Genomic DNA, 16,740 nt, shown 5'->3' with positions numbered 1-16,740 from the left:
AAGCCCATCTGAGGGCGGCTGCCGCTCGAACTTTCGAACAACTCTGGAACGCAATCGGCGATATCTGCGATCTCTTCAGCCCAAAAGAATGCTGGAACTATCTTAACGCCGCTGGATATGCGTACGATTAAATGTCCGATGCTCTAGAGAAAAAGTGTGATTCAAAGAAACCGCACTCTTCTCTAGAAACTACGCCAATGTGATGGGTCGGGCGCTTTCAGATGTCATAGCTGACATAATAGAGGCAGCAGGCCGAGGCCAAGGCGAACAGCAACGCATAGAACATGACACGACCCTTTGTAGCGAGGGTTGCATCATGCCCGGCAAACCTTTCCAGGACATGTCTGACCGGTGTCCGGACCGTGTTAAAGTGCCGTCTAACCAGCCAAGTTTGACAAGCTTGCGCATCACTTTGAAAATATAGGAAAAAAGAGATTAACGACGCACCCGTTTCGCCGCGACGGTGCTGTCCGTTTTCTGGCGTTCGCCTCACCGTTTCCGGGGCGAGAAAAAGCGCTTCATGGCCTCCGACGCGGTGACTATCCCCGTGCGGCGCCGGCCTCTGTGTGTGATCGAAGTCCCATCCCCCCTTCCGAAAGGACTTTAAAGATGCCGCTGCAATGCATCAATCCGGACGGCATTCCAACGCCGCAGACCTATTCGCATGTCGTCGTGTCGAAGGGGAGCAGGCTGGTGTTCATTGCCGGCCAGGTCGCCGAAGATCCCCACGGCAATCTGGTCGGCCGCGGCGACATGGTCGCCCAGGCAACGCAGGTCTTCGCCAATATCGGCCTGGCCCTGGCTGCTGCCGGCGCACGACCGGACCAGGTCACCAAGCTCACCATCTTCGTGGCCGACTACAAACGGGACTACCTGTCCCAGATCGAGGAAGGCCGGATCTCCCTGTTCGGCGTGCACAAGCCCACCGACACCCTGGTGGGCGTAGCTGCCCTCTCGCACGCCGACTACATGCTCGAGGTCGACGCCATCGCCGTCGTCGACGACGATGCGTGATCGGCAAGCACGTATAGTTACGCAACGGATGCGGATTTTCGGGATGAACGGCTCGGGCCGGGACGAGTGCCAGCGCCGAAAGCAGGTCCTCAACCGCTGACGATCAGGTCATTCTGCAGCTTGAGCTGCCCCTTGAACAGCATCACCGTCAGCACGTCGTCGAGCCGCTCCTTCAGCACGGAACTGGTTGCCGCAAAGCCGAACAAGCGAGCCGCCGCCACGATCAGCGCGTCACGCGGCGCCCCGTAATTGGCGGCAATCACGGCTAGAAAGGCGGCTTCGACCTCTTCATCGGGTAGCATGTCGGGACGCCGGAGGCCGGCGCTATCCACCACGGAGCGATCACGCAGAACCACTGGGGCATCAGGCAGCTTGTAGAAGGGCCCGCCGACGATCTTGCTGGTGACGCGAGCGACGTCGATGCCGTCCTGCACCGCTTCGCGCACCCGGTTGCCGGCCCGGGCCAGGCCGAAGGAATCGCGGATGCGCGCCACGATCTCCTGTTCATGCACCGGCCCCTCGACCTCGACCACGCCGACCACATAAGCCGCCATGCGCGCCGTCGGCACCTCGTGCAGTTCCGCCGTGCCCGTCATGCTGAGGCGCGCCTCGACATAGGGACGCGCGGGCGAGGATGGCGCAGGCACCTCATCAGGCTCCGCCGGCGGCTCATCGGCCGGTGGCGGCAACGGCTCTTCCTCCGCCCCATTTTCCGGCTCGACCGACACGGCGAGTTCCTCATCCCGCTTGCGCCAGATCGCCCTCGCTTGGTCGATCGCGTCCTCGACCTTGCCGAGTTCCTCCCGCGGGCGCAGATACCAATCCGTCGACCAGATGCGATGGATCACCCAGCCCTGCCCTTCCAACACGTGCTGGCGCAGCCGGTCGCGGTCACGGGCCGACCGCGAGGCGTGATATTGGGCGCCGTCGCATTCGATGCCGAGCAGGAAGCGTTGCGGCCGATCGGGATCCACCACCGCGAGGTCGACGAAGAAGCCGGCGCTGCCGATCTGGTGCGCGATCTGATGGCCCCGCGCCCGCAACTGGCTGGCGACCTGCTCCTCGAACAGCGAATCGGGCGCCCTGCCGGTCTCGACGGGCTGATCGAGCCGGCCGGTCTCGGCGAAAGTAAGAAACAGCTTCAGCGCCACGACGCCGCGCGCATTGGCGCGCGCGAGATCGATATCCTCGCCGCGGAGGGAGGAGAAGACCTCGCAGCGATACTTCGCCCGCGAGATCAGCACATTGAGCCGCCGCTCGCCGCCGTCGAGATTGAGCGGGCCGAAGCTCATGGCGAGATACCCCTCGGCGCTGCGGCCATAGCCCACCGAAATGAAGATGACGTCGCGCTCGTCGCCCTGGATGTTCTCCAGATTCTTGACGAAAAAGGGCTCGTTGCCTTCCCGGTTGAAGAAAACCTCGGTCGTGGGATTGGCTTGCCGCAACAGTTCGAGTTCCTTGAGGATGGCCTGGCGCTGCGCCACCGAGAAGGTGGCCACCCCGAGTGACTGCGAGGCGCGATGGCGGGCATGCGCCATAATCGCCTGCGCCACGACCCTGGCCTCCTCGGCATTGGTGCGGCTGTTGCCGCGATCATAGACGGCCTTGGGGAGGTAGCGGAAGATCAAGCCCACCGCCTCCGCCCCCCCGGCGCCGCCACTGGGGAGGCGACCGCCGGCATGCGGGCTCGGCACCACCAGCAGGCGGTTATCGTAGAATTCGCGATTGGAAACGGCGATCAGCGACTGGTGCCGCGAGCGATAATGCCAGTTGAGCTGGCGATAGGACATGCCCTTGGCGAGGCAGAGATCAAGGACGCTTTCAGCATCGCTCGCCTTGAAGGTCTCTTCGTCCCCTTCCTCCTCCGGCACCTCGCCGGTCAGCTTGGCGAAGAAGCGTGTCGGCGGCAATTGGCGCTCGTCGCCGACCACGACGATCTGGGACGCCCTTGCCGCCGCGCCGAGGGCGTCGACCGGCTCGACCTGGGAAGCTTCGTCGATGACCAGCAGATCGAAGGCGAGCGCTCCCGGCTTGAGAAACTGGCTGATGGAGAGCGGGCTCATCATCATCACCGGTTTGAGCTGCTGAATGGCAGGGCCGGCCTTGTCGAGCAGTTGCCGGATCGGCAGATGATTGCGCTTCTTCGCGAACTCGCCATTGAGCACGCCTAATGGCCCGATGCCGCCGGCCGAAGCCGGGCGTTCACGCAAATGCTTGAGGGCCACGCTCTCGCGCGCCAGGGCGATGCGGGCCCTGTCGAGCGAGCGAAAATGTTCGACCGTGCGGTTCTGCAATTCGCCGTCGAAACGCTTGAGATCGGGGTGCCGCGTGAAGACGTCCTCGCGCAAGGCCTCGTAATAGGTTCGCTCGAAGGTCGCCACCAGGCTGTCGCCCGGGATACGGCCGTCGAGCAAGCCGTCCACCAGACCGCCGAGGCCGGCCTCTCCAGCCACGCGGCAGCGATGGGTGAACGCAATCCAGCGGGTGATGCTTTCGAGATTGGCCAGCCAGAGGCGCAGTTGCCGCGCGAGGGCCGCAACCTCCAGGTCCGCACAATCGACGATGCCGTGACCGCCCTCCAGGTCGTAATCGAGGAAGTTGCTGAGTGCCTCCAGATCCTCGAACAGGCGCGGCACGCTTTGTACGATCACCGTACCCATGGCGCCGAGGTCCCTGCCGCGCGGCCGGGCAGCCAGCCGTTCCAAGAAATCACGCGCGAGCGCGGGATGGCGATGGTCCCGCCACCAATCGGTGATGGCTTGCAGCTTGTCCCAGTCGGACTTGTCGCCGGCCCAGAGCGCGCCGAAGGCGCGCGCGCCCAAATCTTTCTGGCTCTCGAAACGGCGGCGAAGGTCCTGCGCCGAAATCATGCCGTCGAGAAGCTGGAGCCGCTTGGCGAGATCGCCGGGCATCTCGATGGCGAGCAAGGCCTTGAACTGAGCCTTGGCACTGCGATAGCGCCCGAAGAAGAAGCGCAGCAAGGACGAGCCGCGCGTGGCAAGTTCCTCGCGGATCGGCCGCAGATCCGCCGTCCAGGCTTCCGCCCTGTAGACCCGTGCCATCGCTTCGATAACCTTGCAATGGGCCCGTCCCAGAGCGACCAGTTCGCCGAGGGTGCCGGCGTCATCACGCCATAGCGATTGGGCGAGAAGGTGCCGGTCGGCATGGGCGGGCAGCGACGATGCCGCGCAGGTGGTGCGCCTGACGGCATCGAGATCGCGGATCGTCACGACTTCGAGCCCGAAATCCTGGATGACGCCGGTTGCGGCCTCTTCCACGGCTTCCAGATCCGCTTCGACGCTGCGCATCAGGCCGGCAAGGCGTTCGAGTTCGGCCGGATCGATGGCATCGCGCCTTACGCCGCGCCAGATGCTGGTGGCAGGGTTCCCCACCGTGGCGAGGCGCTCGGCGAGCTCCGCCATCAACTCCCGATTGGTGCGCGCCTGCTCGCCCGTCCACTGGCTGGCGCCCTCGACGGCAAAGCCGGCGAGCCCACCCGCCTCACGCAGGGCGACAAGCTGGCCCAGCAGCCGATAGGGACTGATGCCGCTCGGCCTTATCGGTTCATGCAGCATCGCCGCATGCCGGTTAAGATCAGCCTGGGTCTCGGCCAGGCGCAAAGTCACGCCAGGATCTTGGACGGCCGCTTTCTGGGCAAGCTCGCGCGTTCGCCGCAACTCCTCCAAAAGCAGGCGCTTATTGGCCTTGGTCGAGTGCAATTCGAGCGTCATCGGCCCGAGCCCAACCTGGCGCAACCGCCGATGCACCACGTCCAGCGCCGCCATCTTCTCCGCCACGAACAGCACTTTCCTGCCCTGCAGGGCGGCACCTGCAATGATGTTGGCGATGGTCTGGCTCTTGCCGGTGCCCGGCGGCCCCTTGATCACCAGATGGCGCCCGCGCAGCACTTCCTCGATGGCGACGGCCTGGGATGAATCGGCGTCCAGCACGTGATTGAGCGCCGGCGGCGGTATCACCGGATCGATGGGTTGACCATCGGGAACGATCGGCTCATGGGCCTCGAAGCCCTCCCCCAGCAGGGCCGCCACCGGCCCATGGTCGTGGATGGCGCTGCCGTCAGGCCAATTGTCCGGATCGAGGTCGCGATACATCAGGAATTTGGCGAAGGAGAAGAAGCCGAGCACCATCGCATCCGGCAACACCTCCCAGCGCGCCTTGCCGGAAACCGTCCTGGCGATCTCGGTGACATAGGCGGGAATATCGACTTCGTCCTCATCGAGAAAATCCTCGATCACCAGGCCGAAATCGCCACGCAACTTGGCCTGAATCGACAGATTGGGCGAAGCTGGCTCACCCCGCGCACGCAGGCTGAAACGCTCGGCGGCGCTGGAACGCTCGAGACGCACCGGCAGGAGCACGAGCGGGGCATGGCGCGCGATGTCGGATTTATCGTCCTCGTACCAGTGCAGCAGGCCGAAGGCGAGGTAGAGAATATTGACGCCCTGCTCCTCCTCGATGGTGCGGGCATCGTACCAGATATCGAACAAGCGCTTCTGCAGGGCTTCGGCGGCCAGGCGGGTCTGCAACCGGTTGGGTGCCGGTGCCACGGCCTCGCTGCTCGGCCTGGCGTCCACCGGGGCCGCCGGCGGAGCGGCGGTTATCTCCTCGATGGCCAGTTCGCCCCGTGCTGCCTCTTCCGGCTCGCGTCCGGGCAGAAAAGTGAGCGCCTTGCCGGCCGCCAGCAGTTCATAGGTCTCGGGGGCCCTCGCCTCGACGATTTCGATGGTGCGCACGCCCTTGGTCCGCATCGGCAGGTTGATCAGCCGATTGCGCAGGCCAAGATCGAGCAGAGCCTGCCGCTGTTCCAGCAGGCGCCTGCGCACCAAATTGTCAGACATTGATTCGAACCCCTCCATGGCCAGTTTATACTCGCGGAGGTTCGATTTTCCAGCGTGACACCGCTGGTTGGCGCGAAATACCTCACCAAAAAGGAAACGACGCGACACCGAGGCGCCGCGCCGTTTCCTGTCGTGTTGCGAGGCGATCAGGACGGGATGTTGTCGAGATCGCGATCCTTGGTTTCAGGCACGAAGAGCATGCCGACGATGAAGCCCACCGCCGCGACGACGATCGGATACCACAGGCCGTAATAGAGATCCCCGCTGGCCGCGACCATGGCGAAGATCACGAAGGGTACCAGGCCACCGAACCAGCCATTGCCGATATGGTAGGGCAAGGACATGCCGGTATAGCGGATGCGGGTGGGATAGAGTTCCACCAGGGCCGCCGCCATCGGGCCATAGACCAGGGTAACCAGGACGATAAGCGTGATCAGCATCAAAGCCAGCATCGGCTTGTTGATCCCGGCCGGATCGGCCGGCGCCATGGCATAGGTGGTGGCGGTCTTGTCGGTACCATCCGGGTTCTTGACGACGGCACCGCTGGCATCCTTCACAGGCGCCTGCTTTTCCGACACAGGATATTGGTGATCCTTCAAGGCCTTGTAGAGCGCCGTCGTGAACTCGGCCTTCTTGGCCTTGGCAGAGGCGGCATCAAGCCCCGTCGCGACATAGGACGGGATCACCGTATCGCCGATCTTCACCGATGCCGGCGTTCCCGGTGCGGCCGCCTCGTTGGTGTAGGACACCGAGCTCGAAGCCAGGAAATTCTTGGCGACGTCGCAGGAGGAGGTGAACTTGGCGGTGCCGATCGGGTCGAACTGCACCGAGCAATCGGCCGGGTCGGCGGTGACGGTGACGGCCGATTTGGCGAGCGCCGTCTCGAGCGCCGGATTGGCGTAGTGCGTGATGGCCTTGAAGATCGGCTGATAGAACACCGCTGCCAGGAGGAAGCCCAGCAGCATGATCCATTTGCGGCCGATCCTGTCGGACAGCCAGCCGAAGAACACGAAAAGTGGCAAGCCGACGACGAGGGCAACGCCCAGCAGCAGCGAGGCAGTGGTCAGGTCTACGCGCAAGGTCTTGGTCAGATACAGCAAGGCGTAGAACTGCCCCGAATACCAGACCACGGCCTCGCCCGCGACCATGCCGAACAAAGCGATCAGGCCGATCTTGAGATTGGACCACTTCAGGAAGGCTTCGCTCAACGGCGCCTTGGAGGTTGCCCCCTCCTCCTTCATCTTGACGAAGGACGGGCTCTCGGCGAGCTGCATTCGGATCCACACCGAAACCAGCAGCAGGATGATCGAGATCCAGAAGGGGATGCGCCAGCCCCATGCGCTGAAGGCCGCCTCTGACATGTATTGCCGGATCAACAGGATGATGACCAGCGAGAGCAGGAGCCCGCCGGTCGCCGTTGCCTGGATCCAGCCCGTATAAAGACCCCGCTTGTTGGCGGGCGCATGCTCGGCCACATAGGTCGCGGCCCCACCATATTCGCCACCGAGAGCCAGGCCCTGTACGATACGCAGCGCAATCAGAATGGTGGGCGCGATGGCGCCGACGCCGAGATTTTGTTCGCACCACGCGTAGCTGGGCAGCAGGCCGACCAGAAAGGTCGAAGCGCCCATCAGCGTGATGGTGACGAGGAAGGTATATTTACGTCCGACCAGATCGCCCACGCGACCGAAGACGAGAGCGCCGAAGGGCCGGACGATGAAGCCCGCCGCCCAGGCCAGCAGCGTGGCGAGGAAGCTTGCAGTCTCGCTGAGCGAAGAAAAGAAATGGGCGGCAATATAGGTCGCCAATGAACCATAAATGAAGAAATCATACCATTCGAAAGCCGTGCCTAGAGAAGAGGCGAAGATAACCTTCTTGTCTTCCCTGCTCATCGGCGCCGAAGGGTCCACACTTGCCGTACTGACTGACATCGATGCTCTCCCCCGCCGGCCGGGCGCAGCCCAGCGAACCCGTGCCGGATGTCTTGTTTCCTCATCGGCCGTTGATCCGGTCCGTTGTCGGCTGTCGTGCCGGTGGACGATGCCTGAAGCGCAGGCTTCCTCAGACGATCATCACGCTGTTCAATCAAGCTTCGGCGCGCGCCGGCGACTCTGTCCGGAAAAACCGCACACCTCAAGCTCTGACGGTTTCATAGTTACTTGGCAGCGTCAAATCGTGATTCAAGTTATACTTAGCAACGTTAAGGCGTTTGGCTCCCCGGGCCGGGCATCTTGCTCGCCGCCCCAATGCTACACCACCAAGAACACGATGCCGAAAGGCCCGCGCGCGGCTTTGCCCTTCTTGTCCCAGGCCGGACCATCCTGCTTCGGCCGCTACGTGTTACCGAGATGATTGTCGCTGCCGGGTGCGATGCCGTATCATACGCTACAACCTATAGTTGAGGTTATTCCGAACACCGAAAGGAACCCGCTATGCGGATGGCCTGGTTGACCTGCCTGCTCCTGGCGATAGGCCTTTCGACAGGAACACCGGCAGGGGCCCAGATCAAGCTCGGCGTGGCCGGCCCCATGACTGGACCGAACGCCGGCTTCGGCGAACAGATGCGAAAGGGCACCGAGGCGGCCGTGGCGGCCATCAACGCCAAGGGCGGCATCGCCGGGCAGCGGGTGGAGATCGTCATCGCCGACGACGCTTCCGATCCCCGACAGGGCGTGGCGGCCGCCAACAAGCTCGCGGCGCAGGGCGTCAAGCTGGTGGTGGGGCATTTCAACTCGGGCGTTACCATTCCGGCCTCGGAGGTCTATGCCGAGCACGGCATGCTCTTGATTTCCCCCTCCGCCACCAATCCGAAGGTGACCGAGCGCGGCCTGTGGAACGTCTTCCGTGTCGCTGGCCGCGACGATCGCCATGGTGGCGTCTGGGCCGACTATGCCGCCAAGAACTTCAAGGGCAAGAGGGTGGCGATCGTGCATGACAAGACCACCTATGGCCGGTTGCTGGCGGATAGCGCCCGCGATGCCTTCGTACGAGCGGGCTTCAAGCCGGTGCTGGAGGCCGGCGTCGATGTCGGCGAGAAGGACTATTCCGCCATCGTCGACCGGCTGGGCAAGGCACGAGCCGATCTCCTGCTCTGGGGAGGCCTTTACACCGAGGCAGGCCTTATTCTCAGGCAATTGCGCCAACGAGGCCAAAGGACCTTGCTGTTTTCCGGGGACGGCCTGGCCGGCAGCGAGTTTCCCGTCATCGGCGGCGATGCCGTGATCGGCACGCTGATGACCTTCTCTCCCCAGCCCGGCAAGAACCCCGCGGCCGCCGACGTCATCCGTACCGCACCCGACCTCGCGGAAGGCTACGCACTCTATGCTTATGCCGCGGTACAGGTCTTCCAGCAGGCGGCCAAACAGGCCCGAACGCCCGATCCGCGGCGCATGGCGGAGGTGATGCATGGCGGCGAGGCATTCCACACCGTACTCGGCGACATCGCCTTCGACGCCAAGGGCGATCGTACCACGCCCGATCTGATCGTCTACCGCTGGCAGAAGGGTGGCGACGGCACTATCACCTATGAGCCGATCGAACCGCAGGCCCCGCTTGCGGTCGCCGACGCCCTGCCGGAAAATGCCGGCGATACGATCGAAACGCCGCAGGACGCGTCCAAGCCCGCGCCTGTTATCGAGACGCCTGCCGTTGCCAAAACCACTCCCATCGTCAAGACTGCTCCTGATGCCAACACGACCGCCGCCACCGCCGGCCAAGCGCCTCGCCGCGTCGCATTGGTCATCGGCAATTCGGCCTACCGTTCGGTGTCCCAGCTGCCGAACACCCTGCGCGATGCCGACCTTATCGGGCAGGCGCTGCACCAGACCGGAGTGGACGACGTCACGGTTGCGCACGACCTCGATCGCGCCGGCATGATCGCGGCGCTGAAAGCCTTTGCGCGCAAGGCCGACCAATCGGACTGGGCCGTCATCTACTATGCCGGTCACGGCATCGAAGTGGACAACAAGAACTATCTGATCCCGCTGGACGCCGTACTCGAATCCGATCGCGACGTTCCTGACGAGGCCGTCCCGCTGGAGCGGGTGATGAGTTCGCTCGATGGTGCGCGCAAGCTCAAGCTGGTGGTGCTCGATGCCTGTCGCAACAATCCCTTCATCGCTCAGATGAAGCTGAGCGTGGCGAGCCGTTCGATCGATCGCGGGCTTTCGCGCGTTGAGCCGGCCGGCGCCACCCTGGTGGTTTATTCTGCAAAGGAAGGTACGACGGCCGCCGACGGCGATCAGGCCAACAGCCCCTTCGCCCTCTCCCTTGCCAAGCGCCTGGTCGAGCCGGGCGTGGAGATCAACAAGATCTTCCGCTTCGTCCGGCAGGACGTGCTCGATATCACGGGCAACCGGCAGGAACCCTATGTCTACGGCTCGCTGCCACCCGCGGATTTCTTCTTCGTCTCACCACAATAAGGCCTTGGCCGGGGCGGCGAGGTCCATGCGGCCGGCCGGGCTGGCCGACCCCGACCAGCTCGCCCTTGCACTGCCATGGGTCATGGCTGCGCTTGTTCCGGCCGGCCGAGGCCCACCTCCTCAAGATAGCGCTCCAGCAGCGCCATTTCGGAAGAAGCAAGGATGGCCCCGACATAGCCATCGGGCCGCACGAGCACCCAGTCTCCCGGCATGAGGGCGTAGATGCCACCGACATGGCCGGCGTGATCGACGATGCCGCCCTGCTCGCCGACGCCGTGGATATGCAGCCCGCGACGCGATGGCAGGGCTGTTGGATTGCCCTCATACACGAGCAACGTCCAGTGCGGTCCCTTGAACAAGTCAAACAAGCGCAGGGGCTGACCGGCCGCGCCCCGGACCGGGGCATCCGGCGCACGATCCCCCGCAAGCACGCCACCCTGTCGTGTCGGCCGCTCGATCGCCAGCGACGACTTGGGATAGCCGATATCGAGCTGCTGCGTCTCGCGGCCACGCCGTATCTCGCCGCGCTTGAGATCATCCAGCAGACTTGTCGAAAGGCCGAGCATGGCTGCGGCTACAGGGCGCCGCTCCTCCTCATAGGTATCGAGCAGCTGGTCGCGGGCGCCAGCCAGAACAGCTGCCAGCTTCCAGCCGAGATTATAGGCATCCTGAACGCCGGTATTGAGCCCCTGCCCGCCGGTCGGAGGGTGCGTATGCGCCGCATCCCCAACCAGGAATATGCTGCCGACGCGATACTGATCGGCCAGCCGGGCGTTCATGGCGAAAGCCGAAGCCCAGGAGACGGATCCCACCTGGATATCGTCCCGGCCGGTGCGTTGGGCGACCATGGCATTCAGCCCCTCGGCGGAGAGATCGACGTCGCCTTCAAGTGAAACCGGTCCCTGTATCTGGAAAAGGTCGGTTCCCGCGAGCGGACAAAGCGAGATCTGCCGCTGCATGTCCTTGTCCCCGAAACGATGCCAGACATCCCGGTTCAAACCGGTCAGGGAAACGTCGGCGACGATGGCGCGAACACCGAGCGTCCTGCCCGGGAAGCCCAGTTCGAGCGCCTGGCGCACGAAACTGCGGCCGCCATCGGCGCCGACAAGCCAGCGCACGCGAATGTTCTCTTCGCCCGCCCTGCCGGCGATCCGCAGCGATACACCGGCCTCGTCCTGGTCAAGGCCAACCAGCTCAGATCCAAATTCAGGGCGATGTCCCAATTCTGCAAGACGTTCGCGCAGGATGCTCTCGGTCATGAACTGCGGCAGCATCAACGGGGTGCGATACGGTTCGGCCGGTATCGAGGCCTGCTGCTCCATGAGCTCGGAATCGCTGTGACTGCCGTCATCGTGATAGTGGCGCTGCCGCGGATAGGGTCCGCCCGCCGCCGCGATCCGATCCAAAACTCCGAGGTCCTCGAAGATCTCCAGTGTTCTCGGTTGGATCCCCTTGCCGCGCGACCCGTGGAACGGCTTGTCCATTTTTTCGATCAGCCGGAAGGACACCTCACGCCGCGCGAGGTCGATAGCCAGCGTCAACCCGGCCGCCCCTGCCCCGCAAATGAGAACGTCAACTGCAAAATGCTTTGTCATGGCCTGCTCCATATGTGTAATATGCACATAATAGGAGACTGAATATGTCGTCAACCAACAATGTGCAAAATACACATATTAGCTCGCTGCTGCGTGAGCTTCACGGCGCTCTGATTGACATCGTCAGCGTGATGAACCGCCCCCAGCGTGACGAGGCGATGGTGCGGGCAGCCGGCATCTCTCTCGATCGCGCTCTGTTTCCGTTGCTGGTCATGGTGGAGCGGCTCGGCCCGATCGGCGTGGTGGAATTGGCCGACCGCGTGGGGCGCGACTACACGACAGTCAGCCGGCAGGTGGCAAAACTGGAGAGCCTCGGCCTGGTGGATCGTCAGGGCAGCATTGCCGATCGACGTATTCGCGAGGCGACCATCACGCCCAAAGGCAAGGCGATGACCGATCTGGTCGATGCCGCTCGCGAGAAGATGGGCCGTGCGATCTTTGCCGGATGGGAGGACAGCGACTTTAGCGAGCTCGTGCGGCTCATGCGCAGATTTGCGGACGACATCACGGCGACTTCCCCGGAATGACCTACGGGATACCTGCCACTCCATGATCGAATTGGCTTGACCGCACACACGAAGCCAGTGCTGAAATCGCCGATATCATCCCCCCCAATTGCATCGAGTCTGGCTTATAGCCCGACATCGTGCGTTCCCCGATCGAGGGCCCGATCATGCGCTACATCGCCTTGCTGCGCGCCATCAATGTCGGGGGAAACTCGACGATCAAGATGGCCGAACTGCGCGCCCTCGGCGAAAGCCTCGGCTTCATCGGGGTCACAACCCTGCTGCAAAGCGGGAACCTCACCTTCGAGGCCGGCGAGGCAGCGGTGCCGGATCTGGAGCAGCGCTGGGAACAGGCTGTCGCCGAGAGCTTCGGCGTCCCGGCCGCCTTCATGATCCGCACCATGCCGGAATGGCAGGCCCTGATCGCAGCCAATCCCTTCCAGATCGAGGCAGAAGCGCACCCCGCCCAGTTGCTCGCCCTCCCCAGCAAGGGCGAGATTGCCGGCCCCGCGCTCGCTTCCTTGCGCGCAGCGATCCAGGGGCGCGAACGCATCGCCGCCGGTGAGCGCTGCCTCTATGCCCATTACCCGGACGGCATCGGCCGCTCCAAGCTCACCACCAAGCTGATCGAGCGCCATCTCGGTACGCTGGTAACCGGCCGCAACTGGAACACGGTCTTGAAACTGGCCGTGTAACGTTGCTGCGCAGGACAGCCAAAATCATCATCCACCCACCCGGCTGTTCAAGGCAGCCAGCAGGCTCGACAGGGCTGCCCGCGCTCGGACCGGGCTGCGCTCGCTGCCACGCAATTCCGCGCCTGCCCGCATGATCGCCTGATCGATCAGCCGCCAAAGCCTGCCGTCCCAGGGCTTCACATGGATCTCGGCATTTTGCCAGACCGCCTCGAAATCGCCGATCCGCTTCTCGGCGGCCTCCAGATCTTCCTTCGAAGCCAGCGCGATCGTTTCGGTCGCCATGACCTCGAGCATCAGGAGGTCCTGCCACGGATTGGCAACAACCGTCACCGGCTTGGGCGTGGAAACCAGCACCGGCAGGGCAGCCAAGGGAGCGAGCAGCCAAAGGCAGAGGAAATAGATCCGCATGTCGAAGGTCCAGAGCGCGATGCCGTTCCGCCCGCGCTCGGGGATCTTGCTAGATCGGGATTACGCCGACATTGCCGCTTTCATACGGATTTGTGATGGCGGTTTCCTACCAACCGAGTTCGCGCAGATACGCGGCGCGGGCACCGACGCCCGTATGGGTGAAATCGGTGAAGACGCCATCCACGCCCAGGCGGAAGAACTTCAGATATTCCAGGCTCGGATCGCCGCGATAGTCGGCGGCCAGATATTTCTTCTCGTTCCGGAAAGTGAAAACATGCACGAACAGGCCCGCCTTGTGCGCGTCGGCGACGAGGCTGGTCGGATCCTGGGTCGAAGCATCAGGCGTCGATCCCTTGAAGGGCGTGCCATCGGCATTGATTTCCTTCCAGGGCGAGATCTTGAGCGAGACGATCTGAGGCTTCCAGGGACCGATGCCGTCGGCATAGCTCTTGATCTCCGCCAGGCCCGTCGGGCTCAGCATGGCGTCGAACCAGCGCGGGTCGCCCGAGACGGTCCAATCGAAGGGGCGGGAATTGGTGATGTCGTCATAGAGGACCTTGCCGGTCTTGAAGTCGATGCCATCCCCATCGATGAGCTGGACCTGCCGGGTCTCCAGACCGTGCTTGCGCATATATTTCAAGCTGCTCGGCTCAAAGCTCTGCACCAGGATGGGGGCTTCCTTGGTGTTGAGGCCATTGTCCTTGATGATCTTGATCAGGGCATCTTCGAGCGGACGGCTGCCCGGCGCGCCGCAGCCATTGGCGATGGCCTGCGCATTGTTCCAGGATGGGTTCTTGGTTTCCGGATAGACGGCGATCGGGCGTCCGGTTTCCTTGCTCTTGGCCTTGGCGATGTCGATGACCTCCTGGAAGCTGAGGATCGGGAACTTGCCGTTGAACACCTTCGGCCGCTCATTTGCCGCGTCATAGGTGGTGCCGGCGACCCAATTCTTCAGCTCGGCCATGGTGAAATCGGTGATCGACCAATCATTGGTATGGTCTTCGCCGTCGACAACCAGGGACTTCAGCACCGATTGGGGATTGGCCGGATCGGTCAGGTCGGTGAGGTATTCGGCAGGTCCGCTGGTCGGCGACTGGGGCCATTTCACCTTGACCGTGACCCCGGGCACCGTGCGTCTGCGGGCGGCGACCTCAGCATTGGTCTTGGCCACCTCCACAACGTTGGTATTGTCGCTCAGCCAGGGATTGTGGCGCGCCACCAGCACGCAATCCTTGGTCAAATGCAGATCCTCTTCCAGCGCATCCGTCCCGAGGGCCGCGGCCAGATCATAGGAAGCCTCCGTCTCTTCCGGCGCGAGGCCCGGCAGGCCACGATGTCCGATGACCAGCGGCGGCTTGCCGTCGAGGGTCAGAAAAGACTTGGCGCCTGTCGGTGCGCTAGCGGTTTGAGCAAGGACTGCCGAAGACGGGGCCATGCCCACGGCGGCAGCGCCGAGCAAAGCCACACCGACAAGAGCATTCCATCTCGCGCAACCAAATTTCATGACCGGATCTCCACCCTTTGCTCGCCATCGCCCCTGAATGCCCGCCCCTATGTTCTTGTCGTAATTTTCTGACAACCGGATGACCGGTGAAGCAAGTCGACGAGAACCACGCCGTGCCATGTCCGGCCGAAACACGGACGCATCATTTTTGACCCGCAACGGGCCCCGGCTGGGAAGACAGCCGGATCTGCGCCTCAGCGATCAAAAAAGTATCACCACAACCCGTGAAACGTGGTGGCACGTAGTTTCCCCAACGGGTTAGCTTAATGGGACTGGAGAGCCATTGGCTCGACGGCAAGAGCGGCAGGGTCAAGCCGGCCGCATTTGGGGGAGACGGTCATGCCCAGGGATCCGAAACCGGCCCGGGAGAGGCGCTGCGAGCATTATCGCCAATCCACGTCATGCCGGCTCGAAACGACATTACGCGCCGCGGATCACGCGCCAGCGCTCCCAATCACCCTGCTTCTTCCAGTTGACCATGGTCCCGCGGCAAGCCGGGTCTGACGCGCCGATCAAAAAATAGCAGCGCCTTGGTACCCTGCGGCCAGCCAATGCGTTGTACCGCCAAGCTCCATCCCGGAACGCGGCGGACACCAGACCAATCTCGGCCGCGCAACGTCACCATCGATCATTCGAACAATCATAAAGTCCTAGGGAGAAAGCCCGAATGAAACTCACATCCTTGAAATCGACCGGCATCGCCGTCCTCGCCCTGTCCCTGCTTGGCAGCGCCTCTGCCCTGGCGCAGGACGCCGCCGTCAAGGACGCCACCGTGGCGTTCCTCATGCCCGATCAGGGCTCGACCCGCTATGAAGAACATGATCATCCCGGCTTCGTCGCCCAGATGAAGAAGCTGTGCGAGAGCTGCAAGGTACTCTACCAGAACGCCGACGCCAGCATCTCCAAGCAGCAGCAGCAGTTCAACTCGGTGATCACGCAGGGTGCCAAGGTCATCGTGCTCGATCCGGTCGACTCGGCCGCCGCGGCCTCCATGGTCAAGCAGGCCCAGAGCCAGGGCATCAAGGTCATCGCCTATGACCGCCCCATCCCCGACGCCAAGGCCGATTTCTACGTGTCCTTCGACAATAAGGCGATCGGCAAGGCCATTGCCGAATCCCTGGTCGAGCATCTGAAGGCGACGAAGGCGCCGACCGAGGACACCGGCGTGCTGCAGATCAACGGCTCGCCGACCGACGCCGCCGCTCGGCTGATCCGCGACGGCATCCATGAGGGCCTGAAGAGCGGCGGCTACAAGACCCTGGCCGAATTCGACACGCCCAACTGGCTGCCTTCAAACGCCCAGCAATGGGCCAGTGGCCAGATCTCGCGCTTCAGCAAGAAGATCGTCGGCGTGGTCGCTGCCAATGACGGCACCGGTGGCGGCGCGATCGCAGCCTTCAAGGCGGCCGGCTTCGACCCCGTGCCGCCCGTCACCGGCAATGATGCCACCCTCGCTGCCCTGCAGTTGATCATTGCCGGCGACCAGTACAATACCATCTCCAAACCGAGCGAGATCGTCGCCGCCGCCGCCGCCGATGTCGCCTTCGAACTCCTTGGCGGCAAGACCCCCAAGGCTGAGGCCACCCTGTTCGACACGCCCTCCAAGCTGTTCGTGCCGGTCATCGTGACCTCCGAGAACCTGAAGGCGGAGATCATCGACAAGAAGATCGCCACGGCAGATCAGCTCTGCGGCGGACGCTATGCCGAAGGCTGCAAGAAGCTCGGCATCACACAGTAA

Annotated in this window: 10 protein-coding genes; 5 read left to right on the top strand and 5 right to left on the bottom strand. The window is 63.3% G+C overall.

Features of this window, described 5'->3' with window-relative positions; genetic code table 11:
• Positions 1–609 precede the first annotated feature (609 nt).
• Positions 610–1,014 carry a RidA family protein gene (locus AB4037_RS28645; RefSeq protein ID WP_441773802.1) on the top strand — a complete coding sequence of 135 codons (405 nt, stop codon included), beginning with the start codon at positions 610–612 and terminating at the stop codon, positions 1,012–1,014.
• A gap of 89 nt (positions 1,015–1,103) precedes the next feature.
• On the opposite strand, the gene AB4037_RS28640 is transcribed toward AB4037_RS28645, so the two are convergent.
• Together AB4037_RS28640 and AB4037_RS28635 are read right to left on the bottom strand one after the other, a co-directional pair.
• Positions 1,104–5,873 (bottom strand): DUF3320 domain-containing protein, encoded by a 4,770-nt coding sequence (locus tag AB4037_RS28640; protein WP_441773801.1) that lies wholly within the window; start codon positions 5,871–5,873, stop codon positions 1,104–1,106.
• Positions 5,874–6,019: 146 nt separating this feature from the next.
• Entirely contained in the window at positions 6,020–7,804 is a 1,785-nt protein-coding gene (locus AB4037_RS28635) for an MFS transporter (protein ID WP_434955680.1), read from the bottom strand.
• 501 nt (positions 7,805–8,305) lie between these two features.
• Here AB4037_RS28635 and AB4037_RS28630 point away from each other — a divergent pair.
• Positions 8,306–10,294, top strand: coding sequence for an ABC transporter substrate-binding protein (locus AB4037_RS28630; RefSeq protein WP_441773800.1), 1,989 nt, complete (start codon positions 8,306–8,308; stop codon positions 10,292–10,294).
• Positions 10,295–10,374: 80 nt separating this feature from the next.
• On the opposite strand, the gene AB4037_RS28625 is transcribed toward AB4037_RS28630, so the two are convergent.
• On the bottom strand, positions 10,375–11,889 hold the full coding sequence (locus AB4037_RS28625; RefSeq protein ID WP_441773806.1) for an FAD-dependent oxidoreductase: 1,515 nt from the start codon (positions 11,887–11,889) through the stop codon (positions 10,375–10,377).
• Between the two features lie 44 nt (positions 11,890–11,933).
• On the opposite strand from AB4037_RS28625, the gene AB4037_RS28620 reads away from it, so the two are divergent.
• Positions 11,934–12,416, top strand: coding sequence for a MarR family winged helix-turn-helix transcriptional regulator (locus tag AB4037_RS28620; protein ID WP_441773799.1), 483 nt, complete (start codon positions 11,934–11,936; stop codon positions 12,414–12,416).
• A 146-nt stretch (positions 12,417–12,562) separates the two neighbouring features.
• On the top strand, positions 12,563–13,090 hold the full coding sequence (locus tag AB4037_RS28615) for a DUF1697 domain-containing protein (protein WP_441773798.1): 528 nt from the start codon (positions 12,563–12,565) through the stop codon (positions 13,088–13,090).
• A gap of 27 nt (positions 13,091–13,117) precedes the next feature.
• Here AB4037_RS28615 and AB4037_RS28610 read toward each other — a convergent pair whose 3' ends face one another.
• Both AB4037_RS28610 and AB4037_RS28605 read right to left on the bottom strand, forming a co-directional pair.
• The gene (locus tag AB4037_RS28610; protein ID WP_434955676.1) at positions 13,118–13,498 is read right to left on the bottom strand and encodes a hypothetical protein; all 381 of its coding nucleotides are present in this window, start codon (positions 13,496–13,498) and stop codon (positions 13,118–13,120) included.
• Positions 13,499–13,604: 106 nt separating this feature from the next.
• Positions 13,605–15,002, bottom strand: a complete 1,398-nt coding sequence (locus AB4037_RS28605) for a glycerophosphodiester phosphodiesterase family protein (RefSeq protein WP_441773797.1) — start codon at positions 15,000–15,002, stop codon at positions 13,605–13,607.
• Positions 15,003–15,669: 667 nt separating this feature from the next.
• On the opposite strand from AB4037_RS28605, the gene AB4037_RS28600 reads away from it, so the two are divergent.
• Complete coding sequence (locus AB4037_RS28600) at positions 15,670–16,740, top strand: ABC transporter substrate-binding protein (protein WP_434955674.1); 1,071 nt, start codon at positions 15,670–15,672, stop codon at positions 16,738–16,740.

Origin of the sequence: Labrys sp. KB_33_2 (genome assembly GCF_052114505.1) — a bacterium.
Taxonomy (GTDB): domain Bacteria; phylum Pseudomonadota; class Alphaproteobacteria; order Rhizobiales; family Labraceae; genus Labrys.
This window is presented reverse-complemented; position numbering and strand designations above follow the sequence as displayed.

Bases quoted from the DNA above. Each gene is read 5' to 3' on its own strand.
- AB4037_RS28645 (WP_441773802.1), top strand. From the start codon at position 610: ATGCCGCTGCAATGCATCAATCCGGACGGCATTCCAACGCCGCAGACC.
- AB4037_RS28640 (WP_441773801.1), bottom strand. From the start codon at position 5,873: ATGTCTGACAATTTGGTGCGCAGGCGCCTGCTGGAACAGCGGCAGGCT.
- AB4037_RS28635 (WP_434955680.1), bottom strand. From the start codon at position 7,804: ATGTCAGTCAGTACGGCAAGTGTGGACCCTTCGGCGCCGATGAGCAGG.
- AB4037_RS28630 (WP_441773800.1), top strand. From the start codon at position 8,306: ATGCGGATGGCCTGGTTGACCTGCCTGCTCCTGGCGATAGGCCTTTCG.
- AB4037_RS28625 (WP_441773806.1), bottom strand. From the start codon at position 11,889: ATGACAAAGCATTTTGCAGTTGACGTTCTCATTTGCGGGGCAGGGGCG.
- AB4037_RS28620 (WP_441773799.1), top strand. From the start codon at position 11,934: ATGTCGTCAACCAACAATGTGCAAAATACACATATTAGCTCGCTGCTG.
- AB4037_RS28615 (WP_441773798.1), top strand. From the start codon at position 12,563: ATGCGCTACATCGCCTTGCTGCGCGCCATCAATGTCGGGGGAAACTCG.
- AB4037_RS28610 (WP_434955676.1), bottom strand. From the start codon at position 13,498: ATGCGGATCTATTTCCTCTGCCTTTGGCTGCTCGCTCCCTTGGCTGCC.
- AB4037_RS28605 (WP_441773797.1), bottom strand. From the start codon at position 15,002: ATGAAATTTGGTTGCGCGAGATGGAATGCTCTTGTCGGTGTGGCTTTG.
- AB4037_RS28600 (WP_434955674.1), top strand. From the start codon at position 15,670: ATGAAACTCACATCCTTGAAATCGACCGGCATCGCCGTCCTCGCCCTG.